The sequence below is a fragment of the Peribacillus simplex NBRC 15720 = DSM 1321 genome, from assembly GCF_002243645.1.
GTDB classification, from domain to species: Bacteria; Bacillota; Bacilli; order Bacillales; family DSM-1321; genus Peribacillus; species Peribacillus simplex.
Map to the genome: position 1 here is coordinate 5,047,476 of NZ_CP017704.1, position 18,766 is coordinate 5,066,241.

The window sequence follows — 18,766 nt, forward strand, 5'->3', positions numbered from 1 at the left end:
AAGTGAATAGATGAAAGAGAGGGTACCACAAGCGGTACCCTCTTCTTCATTTACCCATTATTGGGAAAGTGGTGCGTTTTTCTTTGGCAGCATATTTGCCGACGCTAATCTTGAACGGATTGTAATGCCAAGCCAAGATGCAAGGAAAGCCTTTAAAACGCCTACGATTATAAATGGTGCAAAACCGCTGGCAAATGCCACTGGCCATGATAATGAACTCATATATTTTAACCAAACCGTACCGATGACCAAAGTAAGTATCATCCCGATTGTATTTGCAAGGAAAGCCATTGCAACTGAGAAACGCGTTTTTTCCAATATCAGACCTGTTATATATACTGTCGGGATATAGGATAATAAATAACCGCCAGTCGGACCGAATATCTTAGCTAGCCCTCCAGACATTTCAGCGAATACTGGTACTCCCGCTGCTCCTATGAACAAGTATAATAAAACGGAAGAGGTTCCATAGCGTGAACCTAGTATCGTTGCTGCCAGTCCAACAGCTAGAGTCTGTCCTGTAATCGGTACTAAGGGCAGTGGAATTGTAATTTGGGCAAGTATTCCTATAAGTGCTGCAAATAAAGCTGTAACCATCATCATTCTTAACTTCTCATGACTTTCCTTCATCGTGGTTCCTCCTAATGTAAACCTATTTATATAATGAGTTAACATATAAAGAATTTTAATATGTTAAGTAAACACTGTCAATGTTATTATGAATTTTATTTCAATAATGGTTTTTTGATGACATAGTTTGCAAAAAAGCAAAGAGAAAAAAGAAGGAAGCTTAAAAAACTTGGAAAATAAATGAAACTTTTTGAATGCGTCATTCGTATGAATGGTAAGTAAAGTAAATGGAGGGGATTATAACCACAGAATATCAATTTTGGTAAAAAGCTTATCCTAGGTCCTTAAAGTAGTAAGCGGCTTTGAAAAATCGAAGTTAAAGGGATGAAAGAGATGGAGTTATTGGGGGTTCCATTAGAAACAGTCTATTTATATGGATTAATTATATTCGGGGGTCTAACATTCTTATTTATCTTGTTTAATGATATATTTTCCGGCCTTGAATTACCGGATATATTTAATCCAACTCTCTTTTTTAGCTTTTTGACCGTGTTTTTTGCGAGTGGGTTTTTGCTTGAATCGCTTTCAGGACTTAATGCTGGATTGAGTGCCGGCATTTCCCTGCTCATTTCATTTACCATCGTCACTTTACTGAATGTATTTGTTTTGATTCCCATCTCATCAGCGGAAGAAAGTTTGACATTTCATGATAATGACCTGAGAGGGAGGGTCGGCAGGGTACTGACATCAATCCCGGTTGACGGGTTTGGGGAAGTCCTGATTGAAAGCATCAGTGGAAGCATCGCGAAAACTGCGGCCAGTTATAAGAATGAAGGAATTGTTTCGGATACAAAGGTCTTGATCATCGAAGTTAAAAATGGGGTTGTCTATGTTATGCCCCACCAGGATTAAAAAAAGGGTTGGAGGTAGTTTATGTTTAATTTGATTTGGATTGTTGTCGCCATTGTTGCATTTTTACTTATCGCACTTATTGCTGTCTTTGTTACGAAATACCGTACGGCTGGTCCTGATGAAGCATTGATCGTGACCGGGAGCTACTTGGGAAGCAAAAACGTTCACATCGACGAATCAGGAAATAGAATTAAAATTGTCCGTGGCGGGGGTGCTTTTGTACTCCCAGTGTTCCAGCAAGCGGAACCACTGAGCTTGTTGTCAAGCAAGCTTGAGGTCTCAACTCCTGAGGTATATACGGAACAGGGTGTTCCTGTCATGGCTGATGGTGTATCGATAATCAAGATTGGCGGTTCAATCACCGATATCGCCACAGCGGCAGAGCAATTCCTTGGTAAATCCAAAGATGATCGAGAACAGGAAGCACGGGAGGTTTTGGAGGGACATCTTCGTTCCATCCTTGGCTCGATGACTGTCGAGGAAATTTATAAAAACCGTGAAAAGTTTTCCCAGGAAGTACAGCGGGTAGCCTCGCAGGATTTAGCTAAAATGGGACTCATTATCGTATCGTTCACCATTAAAGATGTTCGGGATAAAAATGGATATCTTGAATCGCTCGGAAAGCCAAGGATTGCGCAGGTGAAAAGGGATGCCGATATAGCTACCGCCGATGCAGAGAAAGAAACGCGAATCAAGCGAGCTGAAGCTTCGAAGGAAGCCCAGCGTGCCGAACTTGAAAGGGCAACTGAAATAGCAGAAGCCGAAAAAATCAATAAGCTAAAGGTTGCGGAATTCCGGCGTGAGCAGGATATTGCCAAAGCACGGGCTGACCAAGCATATGATCTTGAAACTGCCAGATCCAAGCAGGATGTAACGGAACAGGAAATGCAAATCAGGATCATCGAACGGCAGAAGCAAATTGAGCTGGAGGAAAAAGAAATCCTTCGTCGTGAAAAGCAATATGATTCAGAAGTGAAGAAAAAGGCTGATGCCGACCGTTATGCGGTAGAGCAGGCAGCCTCCGCTAACAAGATGAAACAGATTACAGAAGCGGATGCCGATAAGTATAAAATTGAAGCCATGGCGAAAGCGGAAGCGGAACGTGTTCGTATGGACGGTCTTGCAAAAGCGGACGCACAAAGGGCACAAGGTACGACAGAAGCGGAAATTATCCGGTTAAAAGGGGTAGCAGAGGCAGAAGCCAAGCAGAAGATCGCGGAAGCTTTTGAACAGTTTGGTCAAGCCGCTGTAATGGACATGATTTTGAAAATGCTGCCGGAGTATGCAAAACAAGTGGCAAGCCCACTTAGTAATATCGACAAGATTACTGTAGTGGATACAGGTGGAAGCGGTGCAAATGGCGGGGCTAATAAAGTGACCGGGTATGCAACGGATTTAATGGCAACATTGCAGGAGTCATTAAAGGCATCTTCGGGAATTGATGTCAAAGACTTGCTTGAGAATTTCTCAGGGAAGCGGAATTTACCATTTTCCACCATCAACCAGGAGAATGTCGAAGCGAACATGAATATGGCAGCAAGCAAGGAAGAGTAACGGTTAAGGAAATAAATGGTAAATTATACTGTTCATCACATAAAATTAAAGCTGATGTATTACCAATACAGATAGGTTATTGAACTTACTTATAGAGAATAAAATAACAGAGAGCCATTTTCAACAAGATATATATCAATTGACCAATAAAATTGATATATTACTGAATGAAAAAGTTGAAATAGAACAAAAGCTTCGAAGTGAGTTATTTAATAAATTTGGTATAACAATACGGCACTTTAATTGATGTTTTATTAGAGAATAGATTAGTGCTAGAGAGTTTAATAGAGAATGTTAGTGTTTCAAACACGGGATTCTTTGTTAGCTTTAAATAAAAATAAACAACCAAGGATGATTGGTTGTTTATTTTTTGCTTTTTAATAAAAGGCTTTATTGGTTTTTAGTTTCGCTTAATATGTACGGATCCGCCGTACTTTATATCTAGAAAGACAAATTATAAAAGTGGTTATCTCAAGACACGATGAATAAATTTTATTCAAATGTTTCATTTAAGAGTCTAAGTGAGATGAAAGAAGCATTGATAAAAAATCATCAATTTTTAGAAGATAAATTTATGAATTTTACAGAAGTCGAACTTCAAGAGGAAATTACTTCTTACTGGGGTGTTACATACTCACGATATGAATGGTTGTTAGAGATCGTAGCTCACGTTTATCATCAAAGAGGGCAATTACACTCTATGCTTGTTCATTGTTATGGGATAGACCCAAAAGTTACATTATTTGAATAGAACTTTACTAAGTGCGTTAGCTGAAGATCTGAGCTGTCTCTAAGGCAGATTTTTCTTATGAAACTAAAGGGGCAGGTTAGTTGATTTTGAATTGGTAAGATTAAGTGGGCATGAAGGTGAAAAATTGGATAAGGTTTTTGGAGAAAAAATAGGTGGTCTAGATTATCAAATAAGAAAAGGTGTTTATGCAATAATTTTCAATTCTGCAAAGGATAAAGTGTTAGCTGTCCAGAATTCCAGAGGACATTATTTTTTACCTGGTGGTGGAATTGAAAATGAAGAAAGTTATCAAGAATGCCTTGAAAGAGAAATGTTAGAAGAAACAGGTTATAAAGTATTTTTAGGTTCTTTTATTGGCAATGCGAAGAGATAATTTCAATCCTCTAAAAATGAACCCCTACTTAATGACGGATATTTCTACTTGGCAGAATTGTTGGATAAAATGCAGGAACCAATTGAAGATGACCACTTTATAAAGTGGATAAATATTGACAGTGTGAGAGAACTTCTTGTTCACGAACATCATTATTGGGCAGTGAAAGTGGGTTTAAAAGGTTAACGTTTAAAAACATTCTTAATGAACTACCATGAAAATTAACTTCTGTGAGATCCGAAAAATGGCAATAATTAAGTAGACGCAGCTCATTCATTTTTTAAAAAAGAGGAGAGCGCCTGATTAATGTGTTTATGGATACGAAAATTGGATTAGGATGCCTCGGTAATTGTCACATTATAACCTAAGTTTTCTAGTCTTCGAACCGAATAGCGTACAATCGATACTTGTCTTTGTTTATCAAAGTAATCTTCGCCTAAGTCGACATACATTTCTTTTCGGGTTAGAAGGTAATATGCGATTCGCAACATCGCATGGGCAACTACAATTGCTGCCTTTTTCTTTCCTTTTCGTCCGGCTGTGCGTCTATACAGTGCACCGAGATAGTTTTTTGACCCTCTTACTGATTGAGCTGCTTCTGTTAATGCGGATTTTAAATACTTATTTCCCTTTTTAGATCTACTAGATTTCCTTTTACCTGCGCTCTCATTGTGGCCAGGGACCAAGGCTGCCCATGAACATAAATGTGCGGCAGTCGGGAATTGGTTTCCAACGTCCGTACCAATTTCAGCTAAGATTTGCTCAGCCATTCTTGTAGCGATACCAGGTATTGAATCAAGTCGTTCTATATCGTCCTGATAAGAGCTTACTCTTCGAGCTATCTCTTGATCCAACATTTCAATTTGTTCACTTAAAAAATCAATGTGAGTCAAAATGGTTTTCAACATTAATCGTTGGTGTGGATTTACATATCCTTTAAGAGCTAATTCTAGTTCTTCTTTTTTCCGCTTCATTGTACGACGAGCGAGGTTTGCTAGTGTCTTCACCATTCGCAATCGCTCGGAGCATATCCTTCGATGAAACGCCCATAATATCAGAAACAACAGAGCCAAGTTTGATATTGGCTCCTTCTAAAACCTTTTGAATCCGATTATGTTGTCTGGCTCTTTCTTCTATAATACTTCGGCGATAGCGTACAAGTTCCCGCAGTTCTCGTTGATTCCGATCTGGAATAAAACTTGCTTTTAGTAATCCATGACGAAGAAGTTGGGCTATCCATTCGGCATCTTTAACATCCGTTTTACGTCCCGGAAGAGCCTTCATGTGTTGAGCATTTACAACTAAAAACTCAATTCCTTCGGACTCTAACAAGTTAACAATGGGTTTCCAATAAACACTGGTGCTTTCCATCGCTACGTGAGTACAATTAACGAAATCTCCAATTTCATGAAGAAGCAAAATAAAGAAGAGCCGATTAATACAACATTGGCGGATGCTTTGGAAAAACTGAATTCGATAAATAAATGGAACTATTTGCATTCCTCTTTCCATGGAAATTGTCACACAGATTATGTACGCCAAATAAGCGCGTGATGTTCGAGAAAATGGAATAGAAATAAACAAGAGTTGCAGCTTGTTTTACCGAAGCAGCAACTCTTTGTTTTATAAGATGGGATATAGGAAATCCCATACATTTTAACTCATTATTTTAATGGTTGTCCTTCAAATGCGTTAACATTTAAAGGTGAAGAGAGGAATTCTTTAGCTTTACCAACAAACGAGGTGAAGTGCTCACTTGAATTATGGCTTGCAACCGCTAGATGATCTTGCCAAACTTCAACCATTGTAAATTCATTGTCTTTTTCTGTAGCTTTGTGAAGAGTGTAAGAAACATTTCCACTTTCCGCTCTTGAAGCTACGATTAGCGGTTGAATCTCCTCTAGAAATGCATCTTGTTTTGCTGGATTAATATTGAATACGGCATGAATGATAATCATTAAACGTCATCCTCTCTTTTGTTAAGCATAATAAACTTAATATATAATTAAAGTAAAAATAACATACTCGGTTGAAATTTAATGAATGGATTCTTTATTACATTACTTCCATTGTGCGACTTTATCAATTGGAAGACGAACTGATTGATGGCCATTATCTGCTGCTTTACCGATTGAAATTAGCATAACTGGTACGTATCGATCTTTATCTAATCCAAAAGCTTCTGCGATTTGGTCTTTTTCATAGCCACCGATGGGATTTGTATCATAGCCATAAGCACGAGCCGCAAGCATTAGTTGCATGGATACAAGACCACCATCAACTAGAACGACCTCTTTCATTTCTTCACTAGTGATTTTTTCGAAATATCCAGCAAATGAGGCTAATATGTTTTCTTTTACTTCTAAAGGCATAAGCCCTAAATCTACAGCTTTACCGTAGATTTCTTCGCCGTTATCAAAATTGTTCATATCACCAAATACGGCAATTACTGCGGAAGATGTTTCGACTTGATTTTGGTTAAAGCGAGCAAGAGGTGCAAGTGTTGCTTTTCCCTCAGGACTATCAATTACAAGGAAGCGCCATGGTTGCATATTAACTGAAGAAGGAGCAAGAGTCGCTAAGGTAAGTATTTCCTCCATTTCTTCCCTACTGATTTTTACGGATTTGTCGTAATTTTTTATGGAGCGGCGTCCTGTGATAATTTCTTTGAAATCATTTGTTAATTGTGCTGTAGTAGTCATAGTTGATAGTCTCCTCTTTTTAACTTTAGTAGTTTAATTTATAGTTATTCTCATTTCAAATTGTAACGAATCAAGTGTTAGACTTGGCTTATATTTTTTTGAATGCGTGTCAGCATATCTGTTAACTCTTGACGTTCTTCTTCTTTAAAATCTTTAAGCATCAAAGTGACAAAACGAGCCTTTTCAGCTTGGTAGAGAATAATTTGTTTGCGACCATGATCTGAAAGACAGACAAGAGTAAATCGATTATCCTCCGGATCTTTGCGTCTTAAAATCATCCCAGTCGCTTCAAGTTGTTTTAAATGCCGGGTAATCGCTGCACCGTCAATGTTAACCTCTTTTTGAAGTGCTGTTTGACTAATTTCATCAACTTGATAAAGCTGATATAAGATATCATGTCTTGATTGACTAATGCCCGTACAACTTTCAAATTTTGAACTTATCTGTTTGTTAAGGCAGTTCATTATATATAAAATAAAAGATTCATTAGAACATGAATTCGTCAAGAAACACCCTCTTTTCATACGTTAGACAAAATAATTGATAGCTCAATAGTTGATGTGTCAATTAATATACTATACCATAAATAATAAAGCAAGTATTTTAGTACTGCAACTTTTGCTTAAATATGATCTAGACCAAAATGTTGCTCTATCTCCTTTTTGATGTCTTGGGGACCTTTTGCAGAAGGGAAGAATGATTTCTTTACGAATGAAACCCTAAAAGATATTGGTGAGCAATATGGTAAATCTGTTGCCCAAGTTGCTTTGCGTTATCTAATTCAAAGTAATGTTGTTGTCATTCCTAAAACTGTAACGAAAGAACGAATGATTCAAAATTTTGATGTCTTTGATTTTGCTTTAACAAACGAGGATATGGAAAAAATTGAAAAACTAGATCAAGAACAAAGTTTATTCTTCTCACATTACGATCCAGAAACGGTTGAATTTTTAACAGGGTTAGGTAAATAATCTGTAAAACCTTAGTAACAAGGCTGGCCTAATATTTATTTTTGGGGCAGTTTGTTTACTTCCGTTATCATTGTGGTTTATGGATAAAAAGGAGATTAACCAAAGAACGAGACGGTCAACCTTAATATGGTGTATAAGGTCTCGTCATTAAAAAATAACGTTATGCCGTTATGGGGGTACTGATCTGATTTAGCTTGATGGCGATGTGGTAGGACTTTAAATAGAATTGATTTGCTCCCTAATTTTTATGACAAAGGTGAACAGACTAGTTATGCGTAAAAAGGAGGAAGAGAATGGCACGTCGCATTTTAAAAGGGATTATGGAAGTTGATATGATATTGGCATGGTTAATGGGATTTTTATATAGTTCTCACCTTGTTTTCTATCCAAATTTAGGGGGAATTTCTGTTGTGGAAGATTGGAAGAATATCATTTTTTATTTTAGTCAGGGGTTAATATTACAGTATTTTATATTGCATTTTTTCAATGAACAAGATCAAGAAAATAACTAACTTATATAAGGGGTATCGCCTACATTTTGACGTAAAACCAACGCAAAAATTTTAAAATACTTAGCACAAACAATATGGAAAAGATTGGCGTTATTGGTATAAGTGTGACTGTAAAATAAAATTGAACCGTTTGTAAGATGCACTGTTTGGAATAAAGTTTGATCAAAAAGATCCCCTCTCTTATCCATTATTGATTTCTCAATGATAGGAGCTGATTCTGATCGAACTTTTTTTAAAAACAACAAATGCAATAGGATGTTAGGTGGCGTAGTTTGCCGCCTGTTTTTGTTTGGAATATTAAATAGATGGTGATAATTACCTAAAAGGAGAAAAAAGAAATGTTAAGAGCTGTAATGAAACTCATCTGGGTAGTTGGACTTTATTTTACGTTTCGTTTGGGTAAACAAGGGATCTTTATGTCAAAGTTTTAGATGTTTCCAACAATTACTATTCCTGATTGTTACAGCTAGTTTGGATCCGGAACGCAACATATTAATTTTGAGTTTGTTTAATGAAGTCTTTAAGGGGAGTGGTAGTGACTGGTGACTCCTCAGCCGATCATTTGTGAGGAAGTGTGAAATTTGGTAAAAAGTGAAAAAATCAGTACACGTCAATTTAGAATTTTAGTGATTTTATTTTCTATAGGAACGACCATCTTAGTTATTCCAGCAGCTATCGCTGGAACGGCACAACAAGATGCCTGGATATCAGCTATACTCGGTATAGGAATAGGTTTATTACTGGTGACGTTAATCACTTCCTTAGCAAGCCGTTATCCGAATTTGACATTAGTCGAAATCAATGAAAAACTTCTCGGAAGATGGTTAGGCAAGACCGTTTCTCTTGGATTTGTTTTCTTTTCGTTTATCTCTGCAGCAGGACTATTATTCCAGGTTGGGACTTTTTTAACGACACAAATGATGCCTGATACACCCATCGAAATGATCATTATTCTTTTTGCGTGCGTTGTGATCATGGGAATTCGCCTTGGGCTTGAAACCTTGGCTCGTTCGGCCGAGATTTTATTTGCTTTTTTCATTATCCTATTTATCATTTTGGTCGTTTCTGTTGCTCCTCAAATCGATTTTCAGAACATACAACCTGTATTCGAAGTAAGAGTGAAATCCATTATTTGGTCAAGCTTAATTTTTTTCAGCATTTTTTGTCTGCCCTCTGTTGTATTATTAATGGTCTTTCCCGTGTCTGTAATTCAGCCAAAACAAGCCAAACAAACATTTTTTTCAGGAATAATCATTGGGGGACTCCTTCTAACCATCATTATCGTTTTGGGCATCTTAGTTTTAGGTGTTGATGGAGCTTCGAGACAAATTTATCCAAGTTATGCGATAGCCAGAAGAATCAATGTAGGGGGTTTTTTCCAACGGATTGAAGTAATAATGGCGATCATGTGGTTTATTTCAATGTATTTTAAATTGGTATTTTATTTTTACGCAGCAATAACGGGTCTTGCCCAAACATTAAAAGTAAAAGACTATCGACCACTTACGTTACCATTCGGGATGATTATGGTTGTCATGTCGGTGACCTTACATCCTGATATACTCGATTATATTCAATACAATAAAGGCATTTTTATGGTACATGCTTCAACCTATGGATTATTTCTTCCTCTACTATTGTTAGGAATAAGTGCTTTTCGAAAAAAGGAAAGGAACCAAACAGAATGAAATTCCTTAAGCATATCGTACTAACGATTATTTTCTTTGGATTCTTGTGCTTCTATATGAGTGTTATGAAAGAGGAAAAACATGCTGTCAACTTTTCATAATTTGGATTAGGTATTCGGAATTTTTTTTGGCGATTAGTAGAGTGGCTGGTTGCTTGTTGCAAGGCGATAGATATATTTGATCGGGTGATAGCTGAGGAAATCTGTAATTTTACATACTTTGTCTCCTTTGAAAGTGCTCAGCACACCCGTGGAGGTAGTTGTAAGCTTAGAAAAGATTGGTCTTATAGGAACTAAGTTTACGATGGAAAATGAGTTTTTCAAAAAAACATTTATTTCTCATAACATAGAAATTGTAGTACCGAATCAATCGGAACAGGAATACATACATAGAAAAATTGTTAAAGAATTAGAAAATGGCATCGTGAACAACGAAACAAAAAAAGGTTTTCTAAATATCATAAATCAAATGATAAATAGAGACGGTATACAAGGGGTTATATTGGGTTGCACAGAACTCCCGATGTTAATCAAAAATGAGGATTTAAATATCCATCCATTAAATACAGCAGAAATTTACATTAATAAGATTGTCGATACCATTTTTTGGACAAAACTCATTGACCTTATTTAACTATAGGGAGCTTGAGTGGAACAACGGAGGTAGCTATGGCACCTCATTTTCTTATTCCAAATTTAGTTTGTGAAGGATTGTACTAAAACTAACGGGTGCGTCCGTATTATAAGGTTAGCCAGTTTTTACTGGTTGACCTTTTTTTAATAGAATCTTTTATATCAGTAGCCAGGGTAGGACATAAGGGTGCGTGGAAATATCGACTATAACCATCCTTAGTAATAGAAGAGGTTATTAACGCGGGAAAATGGATCATAGATATTTGCAATGTAATGGGTTTCGGTTAGATGCCATTAAACATATTAATCATGATTTTCTTGGTGACTTTGTAATAGAGGAAAAGAATTTTTTTACATAGGAGAGTTTTGGAATTCAGATGTAAAATGCAGGTAGTCATTTTTACCTTGCTACCATTTTTGATAAAACCCTTGTTCAATCCCACCCTCTTGATGCAGTAACATTTGTAGATAATCACGATACACAGCCTAATGAGGGACTTGATTATTGGATAGACGATTGGTTCAAACAAATTGCATATGCCCTCATTTTACTTCGAAGAGATGGATACCCTGTTGTCTTTTTTTGCGACTACTTTGGTATTGCAGGTGATAATCCTTTCCCAGGTAAAAAAGATGAGATTGATCCCCTTTTATACGCTTGTCATCAGTATGCTTATGGAGAGCAGGAATTAATCCAGTATTTGACCAGATAAAAGTTAGGTATTAAAGGGGCTACTTATTGGGATTTTGTTCACCTACCAATGTCACACTCATTAAATTTCCCTGATGGTAAACAATTCCGCCTAATGCGGAACCAAAGCCGATACCGACATTGCTTGCTACTGGCATCAGTGAAGCAGCTAGTTCTGTAGCTTTTGGTACTTTTGGTATAAAAATCAAAAAATTCAATCTATTTGTTGTTTTCTAATGAAATGTATTGTATCTTTATTATGGTATTCCTCATATGTACCAACTGAATCAGACCAAGTCATTTTTTGTTCTAGAAGAATAACTAGTAAGAGGAATCCTACTATAACTCTTATATAGGAGGTAACACATGCTTAAAAAAGTTACATTCTCCCTGGTTGCAGTTGTAATAGTTGGTTTTGTCTTGCTTACCAATCTAACAATTACACATGCTGCGTTTTATCCAGTTCAAAAAACGGGTGGGGCAGGTCTGGATATTCGAACCACGCCAACGATTAATGGTAAAAGAGTTGAAACCAATATTCCTGATGGAAAAAAACTTTGGTTGTATTGTTATGTAAATGGTGAATCCTATAAAGGAAGTAAAATTTGGGATTTTGCCGATGATAATGGCTACGGCGGTGACCTTGATCAGGGATACGTTCCAGATTATTTTATTAAAACGGGTTCATCTAAACCAGTTGTTGGATACTGTGCTTTCTAAATCCGTAGTAAATTCCATTTATTGATATAGAAAGAGCCTTTACTTTTTAGTAAAGGTTCTTTTTTGTAGGAAGTAACTTCATTTAATGAAATGAAGTTACTTTAAAATTTATCTTTTATGATGAGCTCTATAAAATAAAGCTGGATAAGAAACAGTATGGGCGATTATACACCAAAGTTGATTGACTTTTCTGAAAATAATTGCGTTTTTCTAGGAAATCTTGTAACTTATACAGTGAATATAAATAGTAAAAGTTGTTTTAATGATGAAAAAAAATTCTATCTGTAAGGGAGAATACAAATGAAAAAGGTAATTTTATGTATGGCTATCTGTACCTGTTTTATTGTATCTGCTTGTTCAAATCATCAAAGTTCAGAAAAAACAATGAAAGAGAGCGAGAATACAGAAACGCAAACTAATGTAGAAGTAAAACATTACAAAGAGCCATTGAGTTATGAAGGACAGACTGCCCCTCATCCACTTGGAGTATTTACGCTAAACCAAATAAGTGAACCGAAGGTAGGCGTTCAAGTTGGTCCTCTTCATATTGATGTAAAAAAGATAAAAGTCGTACAAAGTAAAGAAGTAAGTGAAGTGGGCAAGTATAATTTACAACAGCGTAGTCTACCTACGAATGAAATGAATGCCATTCAGTTTACAACTACTATTGAAAACGTGTCAGATCAACCACTTGATTTGGGAAAGGGACCTATTCAGAAGCTGCTTCTTAGTAACGGAGAGAGCGTGGATGTATATAAAATGAACGCAGATCCTAAAAACATACGCTTACAAGCAAAAGAAAAAGAAACGTATACATTGATTTGCTTCTTATCCAAGGCTCCTAATCCTCTCACTTATATAAAGATCACCACAAATACGGTACAGGAACAAGATACGAAAAAACAAGTAGCCTCTCCACATACGAAAGAAATCAAAATGTAAACACAAAGAGCACCCTTTTGTTAAGGATTCTCTTTGTGCCACAGGAATAACCCTGCCACTTGAATGGAATAGGAAGGATGTACAGTATGTAAGTTACACAACTTTATACTGGAGAAGAAAAGCTTAATAAATTGAAAAAACTAAAACATTTCTATTACATAGGTTCGAAATACTTCTGCAGATGACCGATCACTTCGTTTAACAAGTATCGAAAACTCAATTTAATCATCAGTTTTATTGGCAAAAAGAAGGATAGACCATTCACCTGATCTATTCTTCTTTTTTTATCAAGTTATTTTCATTTGATACTAGGACTACTCCCTTCCCTTTAAGACTTATGACTGAACGATAACAAAAACACCGGATACCCATAGTATCCAGTCGGCCTATGTACGTAAAATAAATGTTTTGGATGTCCGAAAAAGTACGGTTTGAATTTACGAACGTTCACTAAATTGACGACCATATTTGCTGACGGTTTTCGATTCGGATGGTCCTGTTCCCTCTAAATATGGTATATTGGCAAAATGGTTTACTTGGGGTATTCCATAACAAAGGCATTTATTTGGCTAGCCAAATAAATTGATTAACTTATCTGTTTGCCTTTCCCTCCTATTCGTCATTTTTTGGGGAATTAAAACGTGACTATCTCGTAAAAACGAGGGTAAATTCTCAGCTTCACCAAAAGTTTGGCTTTATTATCTTTATGATGATTTTAGGATTAGTTATGCCACTATTTAGGATTTCTTTTATCTTGATGTCTATTATTGATAGGTGCTCCAGAACCAAAAATTGAACATATTTATGCATCGATTTAAATTATTTTTAATTTTGTAGGTTTTCTTTAAGAATGTATTTTCTAAATACAGCTGCTCCTAGTAATAATAATGGGAGAAATATACCAATCGTTAAGGCATATGGTACCCAACTTGTCGATTCCCATTTTTGCATATAAGTTACATCTGGATACATTAATAAGGAAAAAGGTACTAATGTCAACCCTACTGGAAGGACAATTGGTTTGTAGTCACGTAACTTCAACATATTTGCAAGGCCTACGACTGTTCCATAAAAATATATAAACATCTTGATATAGATCGTGATAAACCATATTATGGCCATGGTAGCTTCTATCCGTTGAAAAAAATTTCCGATATTAATTTTTTGTGCTAAAACGTAGCTTGGATACATTTCAATCGAAGTGATGTAATCCCCCAAAACCAAAATACTTATCACAATTATGATGTCAAGTATAATCCCTCCGATAAAAACCCCCATTATAAACGCTTTTCTACCTTGTTTGGTTTGATTTAGGTGAGAGGGAAAAATCGTTAATAAAGTAATAGGCATCAGAAAAGAGTTAATAAAAATAAGAATTCCACCCCGTATGATAGGCTTAATCCCTACCTCAAATACAGGCAGAAAGTTCTGAAATTCAAACTGTGGGCTACTGGAGAGGAATAAAATCAATAAAAGTAATATTACAATAGGGAAAACTACCTCTGCAAAACGAGCGAAGGTTTCGATTCCAAGGTAAACTCCCAGAGCTAAAATACTTAAATAAAGAATAATTGGGGTTATCATCGGGGTATCAGGCATCATTTGTGTTGTCAAGAAATTGCCTATATAGAATAGCAATGCAGCAGTACTATAATAGAAAAAGGAAATAAAGATGATAGCAGCTATGGTACCTAACCATTTACCAAGAAGTTTCATGCACATTTCGATTAAAGTCAAATGAGGGACAATACTACCCAAAGCACTAAATAACCATATGAATAATAAACCAATGCCTGTAGTGAGTATTGCCGTAATCCATGCATCTTGCTTTGCTTCAGCTGCTACACTTGCCGGGTAAATTAATATGGAAGTTCCAACTGTAAATAAGATCACTATTATCATAAATTGTTGTACTGATATTTTGGTCTTCAATAATTCGTTCACCTCCGGACAAGACTTCCACCACATTTTAACTATCTTCGCCTTTTTTTTCATCATATATTAATTTTGTTGCCGACTAAAGGATGTTCTTAAAATCTTGGTTTAATTTAACCCCTTCTTTCTGAAGAAAAAGTACGAACCTGTAAAGCCCATGAAATTATTCAAATTCCATGGGCTTTACCTAAAATATGAGACGTTTACAATAAGTCACCTTACAGAAGTTTCGAAAAAAACTTTTCGAACGTTCATTTTTTACAACCACATTTACGAACACTTTTGGCAGAATAAGAAATAGAAAAATAGTATGTGGTGTAAAAATGGATATTCATAAATTTGGGTACATACGAGTCAGCAGCAAAGATCAAAAATGAAGGACGAAAACTTCAAGCGTTGAAAGAAAAGGGTCTTGATGAACGAGATATCTTTATGGATAAACAAAGTGGGAAAAATTTTTGACCGAGAACAATATCAACTATTAAAACGTATGATTCGGAAAAGGGATGTGATTAACGCCACCAGTAATAAACCTAGTCCTATACCGAGTATAGCTAAGATTGGGCAAATTTTTGGATATAATTCGCAATAGAGAGAGGAGCGATTTCCTATGGTAGAAAAAGAAGAAGTAATCTAATTTTATCTGGATGTATTGGATGGAAGAAAAGCACGATTTCCAAAACCCTTTTTTGTAGGAGATCAGGGAAAGAAATATTTAGCCTTCCTAACATTACCTTTTTGAAGATTATGAATTCCTATAAAAGAAATTACTCGAAAAGTCAAAGTCGAAACCCCTTGGAGTCACCGTTTACGACCTACTTCTAATGTTCATGAATGGAAGGGGTTTATAGAGGGAATAGAAAATGCTTACCCTGGAAAGTTTGTTTTAAACCGAGTAAGAATCACGCCAGATCGGACAATCGAATGCTCCACCAAGCCGGGGTTTCGACTGGAGAAACCCTCTATATTCGTATCTGTTTACCTTCAACTGTGTGAGGGACGGTGGCCAGATATTCCTGTTTGAGGGTAGGTCCACCCTGGGCACCTTAAAACGATGATCGCTCATTAATATATCGGGCAATCGTTTGAAGTCGCAATTTGTGAAAGGGAGGTACCTGCTTCTACCGTTTCTCATTGGTTTTACCATTATGGGGAGCGTATCGTTGCTCATCCAGAAGGCTATGAAGCTCCTGAAGCTTTAGGTGTTGACGAGCTTTCCCTAGATACATACGTTAGAGGAAGCTACAAACACGTTTTTAAGTGTATATCTATTCATTTCCTTATGTATTAAAAATTGGAAATTAGGCATGATAATAGTGAAGACATTGACCACTTCATTCGGTAACACTATAAACTTGGAGTGTTAAAAGAAAATGGACAATGCATGAAAGCGGATAATAAAAAAGAGAGCAAACCTTGTATTATGAAAAAACAGAATTTACTTCAAACAAACAGGAACTTAGTGAACATTTAGATGAAAACCTTAAAAATAAAAAAGAATCTTTAGAGAGAACAGCAGTGACATGCTCGTCTGTGATTCTTCATGGCTTAAAGTCAAGATTATTTATATAAATGGATTAACTGATAAAGAGCTCATTGGCAGTTTTATCATAGAAAGACTTCTGGGTGACATTAACAACATTGAAAGCGGGGATTCTCAGTCACCGGGTCAATTATGTACATACGGAACAAACCCCACAACAAAACTGAGAGGGGGATAAAATGTATGAGTTTTTTTAAGAAACAAAGAAAAAACAGCGTTAACTTCTCCTCATTCGAACAAGACGATCAAAATAAGGAAGAGAACAAAGACTTGTTAAAAACAAGCCTCCAAGGAAACATTCAACATGTAAAGCAACAGCTTGGAAATAGCGGCGACATCGTGATTAGAGAAATACAAATTGGCAAAGAGGGAATCGTTAAAGCATGTATTTTTTATACGGATGGTTTGGTGGACACTAATTCCATTCAGAACTTTATCATGGAATCACTCATGTTAGATATCCATCCCGATCAGAAGCATTTGATATCGTCTCAACAGAACGTTTTACAAGTATTGAAAGATCGCATCCTTGCAGTTGGAGACATACAGGATGTTACGGGATTCAGTTCTTTACTTACTTCCCTGTTATCAGGGGATGTTATTCTCTTATTGGATGGATATACACAAGGTTTTACAATCGGCATGCGTGGTGGAAAAGACCGTGGTGTAATGGAATCCACCACGGAAACCGTGGTTCGGGGGCCAAAGGAAGGTTTTACGGAGAACTTGCGTACCAATACAGCGTTAATTCGCCGAAAAATAAAAACTCCCCGACTTTGGTTGGAATCGAAAAAAATTGGAAAATTGACCAAAACCGATGTAGCGATCATGTATATCGATGGAATTGTGAATGACAAAGTCGTCGAAGAAGTGCACAAGCGTCTGGATCGAATCGATATCGATGGAATCCTAGAAAGTGGTTATATTGAGGAATTGATTCAAGATGAAACGTACAGTCCCTTTCCGACTATATATTATTCGGAACGCCCTGATGTGATTGCCGCGGAGCTTTTGGAAGGGAAAGTTGCCATACTAGTGGACGGAACGCCGATTGTTCTAGTCGTTCCTGCACTGTTCATCTCCTTTATTCAGTCTGCGGAAGATTATTATCAGCGTGCAGACATTAGCACCCTTATTCGAATGCTTCGTTTTATTGCTATTTTTATTGCTCTACTAGGACCATCCTTATATATCGCTATCACCACGTACCATCAGGAAATGTTACCAACTCCACTGCTGATTAATCTAGCCTCTCAACGAGAAGGGGTTCCCTTTCCCGCTTTCATTGAAGCTCTCATGATGGAAGGGGCGTTTGAAATCTTGCGAGAAGCTGGTTTACGAATGCCAAAAGCCATAGGACAAGCTATATCTATTGTAGGAACATTGGTGATTGGAACAGCGGCAGTAGAGGCTGGAATCGTATCGGCTGCCATGGTAATCGTTGTTGCAATCACGGCTATTTCAAGCTTTGTGCTTCCTGCGTTTTCCTTGTCCATGTCGATTCGAATGCTTCGATTTCCGATGATGGCGCTTGCGGCTTCTTTTGGCATATTCGGGTTAGTCGTTGGGTTCATTGCACTTGTTCTTCACTTATGCAGCTTGCGTTCCTTTGGGGTTCCATATATGAGTCCTTTTGGTCCTTTTATTCGTGATGACATGAAGGATACGTTTATTCGGGTACCTAGATTGGGGATGTTTTCTCGCCCTCGTTTAATCAGCCAGAAAAACAATAAACGTGAACAAAATTCAGTATCGAAATCGCCGCGGAATAAAATGTAAGATTGAAACTAAAGTTATCTAAATGGCGTCATAAATACACAAAATGCTTCTATTTAGATTGGATGAAGTCATTTATCATGGCGGTTATAAGCTACCTAAAAGGTATAAGAAGGATTGGTATTTTAACTTGTCTGTGAATGTATAGGTAGATACAATGATTTGACGGTACCGTATCCCATTCATAAAGCAAATAGAGAAAGGAGTATTCGAAAGTGGTGGCTGTTGCAGGAATCCTTGTCATCGTCGCTGTGATCATCGCGATTGATGTTCCTCCTCTGATGAGGAAAAAATTAAAAAAGGAACTATGGATATTTTACATTCTTCTACTATTCGGAACCGCGTTAAGCATTGCCCAAGCGCTGAATATCAAGATTCCCAATCCATTAGATTGGATTACAGCTATTTATAAACCGCTTTCCGACATAATTGAGAAATTATTAAAATGAAAATGGAATAGGCAAAAGAAGCTTTGAACGGCAAAAATGGGCATG

Annotated in this window: 17 protein-coding genes and 4 pseudogenes; 14 read left to right on the plus strand and 7 right to left on the minus strand. The window is 36.7% G+C overall.

What is annotated here, in order from left to right:
* Positions 1 to 57 precede the first annotated feature (57 nt).
* Positions 58 to 630 carry a biotin transporter BioY gene (locus tag BS1321_RS24430; RefSeq protein ID WP_063234446.1) on the minus strand — a complete coding sequence of 191 codons (573 nt, stop codon included), beginning with the start codon at positions 628 to 630 and terminating at the stop codon, positions 58 to 60.
* A gap of 333 nt (positions 631 to 963) precedes the next feature.
* Here BS1321_RS24430 and BS1321_RS24435 point away from each other — a divergent pair, with 333 nt between their 5' ends.
* From BS1321_RS24435 to BS1321_RS28285, 4 genes are all read left to right on the plus strand, one after another.
* Complete coding sequence (locus tag BS1321_RS24435) at positions 964 to 1,482, plus strand: NfeD family protein (RefSeq protein ID WP_063234447.1); 519 nt, start codon at positions 964 to 966, stop codon at positions 1,480 to 1,482.
* A gap of 21 nt (positions 1,483 to 1,503) precedes the next feature.
* Positions 1,504 to 3,036 carry a flotillin lipid rafts scaffold protein FloT gene (locus BS1321_RS24440; protein WP_063234448.1) on the plus strand — a complete coding sequence of 511 codons (1,533 nt, stop codon included), beginning with the start codon at positions 1,504 to 1,506 and terminating at the stop codon, positions 3,034 to 3,036.
* Positions 3,037 to 3,562: 526 nt separating this feature from the next.
* Positions 3,563 to 3,787 carry a hypothetical protein gene (locus BS1321_RS24445; RefSeq protein ID WP_063234449.1) on the plus strand — a complete coding sequence of 75 codons (225 nt, stop codon included), beginning with the start codon at positions 3,563 to 3,565 and terminating at the stop codon, positions 3,785 to 3,787.
* 124 nt (positions 3,788 to 3,911) lie between these two features.
* Positions 3,912 to 4,160, plus strand: a complete 249-nt coding sequence (locus BS1321_RS28285) for an NUDIX domain-containing protein (RefSeq protein ID WP_232522729.1) — start codon at positions 3,912 to 3,914, stop codon at positions 4,158 to 4,160.
* Positions 4,161 to 4,492: 332 nt separating this feature from the next.
* Here BS1321_RS28285 and BS1321_RS28920 read toward each other — a convergent pair.
* The 4 genes and pseudogenes from BS1321_RS28920 to BS1321_RS24470 all read right to left on the minus strand — a co-directional run bounded on the left by BS1321_RS28920 (position 4,493) and on the right by BS1321_RS24470 (position 7,368).
* A pseudogene (locus BS1321_RS28920) lies at positions 4,493 to 5,660 on the minus strand (IS110 family RNA-guided transposase).
* 164 nt (positions 5,661 to 5,824) lie between these two features.
* Positions 5,825 to 6,118 carry a putative quinol monooxygenase gene (locus BS1321_RS24460; RefSeq protein ID WP_056529674.1) on the minus strand — a complete coding sequence of 98 codons (294 nt, stop codon included), beginning with the start codon at positions 6,116 to 6,118 and terminating at the stop codon, positions 5,825 to 5,827.
* Between the two features lie 102 nt (positions 6,119 to 6,220).
* Complete coding sequence (locus tag BS1321_RS24465) at positions 6,221 to 6,862, minus strand: nitroreductase family protein (protein ID WP_063234450.1); 642 nt, start codon at positions 6,860 to 6,862, stop codon at positions 6,221 to 6,223.
* 77 nt (positions 6,863 to 6,939) lie between these two features.
* Positions 6,940 to 7,368: a MarR family winged helix-turn-helix transcriptional regulator gene (locus BS1321_RS24470; protein WP_056529680.1), complete on the minus strand. Its 429-nt coding sequence runs from the start codon at positions 7,366 to 7,368 to the stop codon at positions 6,940 to 6,942.
* Positions 7,369 to 7,527: 159 nt separating this feature from the next.
* Here BS1321_RS24470 and BS1321_RS24475 point away from each other — a divergent pair, with 159 nt between their 5' ends.
* From BS1321_RS24475 to BS1321_RS28300, 5 genes and pseudogenes are all read left to right on the plus strand, one after another.
* Positions 7,528 to 7,833: an aldo/keto reductase gene (locus BS1321_RS24475; protein WP_081112990.1), complete on the plus strand. Its 306-nt coding sequence runs from the start codon at positions 7,528 to 7,530 to the stop codon at positions 7,831 to 7,833.
* Between the two features lie 293 nt (positions 7,834 to 8,126).
* Positions 8,127 to 8,345: a hypothetical protein gene (locus tag BS1321_RS24480; RefSeq protein WP_063234451.1), complete on the plus strand. Its 219-nt coding sequence runs from the start codon at positions 8,127 to 8,129 to the stop codon at positions 8,343 to 8,345.
* Between the two features lie 581 nt (positions 8,346 to 8,926).
* A complete protein-coding gene (locus BS1321_RS24485) occupies positions 8,927 to 10,033 on the plus strand; it encodes a GerAB/ArcD/ProY family transporter (protein ID WP_063234452.1) in 1,107 nt (368 codons plus the stop codon).
* Between the two features lie 249 nt (positions 10,034 to 10,282).
* Positions 10,283 to 10,666, plus strand: coding sequence for an aspartate/glutamate racemase family protein (locus tag BS1321_RS24490; protein ID WP_232522732.1), 384 nt, complete (start codon positions 10,283 to 10,285; stop codon positions 10,664 to 10,666).
* Between the two features lie 177 nt (positions 10,667 to 10,843).
* Positions 10,844 to 11,354 (plus strand): annotated as a pseudogene (locus tag BS1321_RS28300) (alpha-amylase family protein); the annotation flags it as partial.
* A 64-nt stretch (positions 11,355 to 11,418) separates the two neighbouring features.
* On the opposite strand, the pseudogene BS1321_RS27685 reads toward BS1321_RS28300, so the two are convergent.
* Positions 11,419 to 11,544 (minus strand): annotated as a pseudogene (locus tag BS1321_RS27685) (MFS transporter); the annotation flags it as partial.
* A gap of 178 nt (positions 11,545 to 11,722) precedes the next feature.
* Between BS1321_RS27685 and BS1321_RS24495 the strand changes: the two are divergent.
* Both BS1321_RS24495 and BS1321_RS24500 read left to right on the plus strand, forming a co-directional pair.
* Positions 11,723 to 12,076: a hypothetical protein gene (locus BS1321_RS24495; RefSeq protein ID WP_063234454.1), complete on the plus strand. Its 354-nt coding sequence runs from the start codon at positions 11,723 to 11,725 to the stop codon at positions 12,074 to 12,076.
* A 300-nt stretch (positions 12,077 to 12,376) separates the two neighbouring features.
* Positions 12,377 to 13,018 (plus strand): hypothetical protein, encoded by a 642-nt coding sequence (locus tag BS1321_RS24500; protein WP_063234455.1) that lies wholly within the window; start codon positions 12,377 to 12,379, stop codon positions 13,016 to 13,018.
* 825 nt (positions 13,019 to 13,843) lie between these two features.
* Here the strand turns inward: BS1321_RS24500 and BS1321_RS24505 are convergent.
* Positions 13,844 to 14,950, minus strand: a complete 1,107-nt coding sequence (locus tag BS1321_RS24505) for a GerAB/ArcD/ProY family transporter (protein WP_063234456.1) — start codon at positions 14,948 to 14,950, stop codon at positions 13,844 to 13,846.
* A gap of 326 nt (positions 14,951 to 15,276) precedes the next feature.
* On the opposite strand from BS1321_RS24505, the pseudogene BS1321_RS28305 reads away from it, so the two are divergent.
* The 3 genes and pseudogenes from BS1321_RS28305 to BS1321_RS24520 all read left to right on the plus strand — a co-directional run.
* Positions 15,277 to 15,467: pseudogene (locus BS1321_RS28305) on the plus strand (recombinase family protein); the annotation flags it as partial.
* 1,212 nt (positions 15,468 to 16,679) lie between these two features.
* Positions 16,680 to 18,275: a spore germination protein gene (locus BS1321_RS24515; RefSeq protein ID WP_063234457.1), complete on the plus strand. Its 1,596-nt coding sequence runs from the start codon at positions 16,680 to 16,682 to the stop codon at positions 18,273 to 18,275.
* 212 nt (positions 18,276 to 18,487) lie between these two features.
* Complete coding sequence (locus tag BS1321_RS24520) at positions 18,488 to 18,721, plus strand: hypothetical protein (RefSeq protein ID WP_063234458.1); 234 nt, start codon at positions 18,488 to 18,490, stop codon at positions 18,719 to 18,721.
* The last annotated feature ends 45 nt before the right edge of the window (positions 18,722 to 18,766 follow it).

Bases quoted from the DNA above. Each gene is read 5' to 3' on its own strand.
- BS1321_RS24440 (WP_063234448.1), top strand. From the start codon at position 1,504: ATGTTTAATTTGATTTGGATTGTTGTCGCCATTGTTGCATTTTTACTT.
- BS1321_RS24515 (WP_063234457.1), top strand. From the start codon at position 16,680: ATGAGTTTTTTTAAGAAACAAAGAAAAAACAGCGTTAACTTCTCCTCA.
- BS1321_RS24435 (WP_063234447.1), top strand. From the start codon at position 964: ATGGAGTTATTGGGGGTTCCATTAGAAACAGTCTATTTATATGGATTA.
- BS1321_RS24460 (WP_056529674.1), bottom strand. From the start codon at position 6,118: ATGATTATCATTCATGCCGTATTCAATATTAATCCAGCAAAACAAGAT.
- BS1321_RS24445 (WP_063234449.1), top strand. From the start codon at position 3,563: ATGAAAGAAGCATTGATAAAAAATCATCAATTTTTAGAAGATAAATTT.
- BS1321_RS24430 (WP_063234446.1), bottom strand. From the start codon at position 630: ATGAAGGAAAGTCATGAGAAGTTAAGAATGATGATGGTTACAGCTTTA.
- BS1321_RS24465 (WP_063234450.1), bottom strand. From the start codon at position 6,862: ATGACTACTACAGCACAATTAACAAATGATTTCAAAGAAATTATCACA.
- BS1321_RS24495 (WP_063234454.1), top strand. From the start codon at position 11,723: ATGCTTAAAAAAGTTACATTCTCCCTGGTTGCAGTTGTAATAGTTGGT.
- BS1321_RS24480 (WP_063234451.1), top strand. From the start codon at position 8,127: ATGGCACGTCGCATTTTAAAAGGGATTATGGAAGTTGATATGATATTG.
- BS1321_RS24475 (WP_081112990.1), top strand. From the start codon at position 7,528: ATGTCTTGGGGACCTTTTGCAGAAGGGAAGAATGATTTCTTTACGAAT.
- BS1321_RS24500 (WP_063234455.1), top strand. From the start codon at position 12,377: ATGAAAAAGGTAATTTTATGTATGGCTATCTGTACCTGTTTTATTGTA.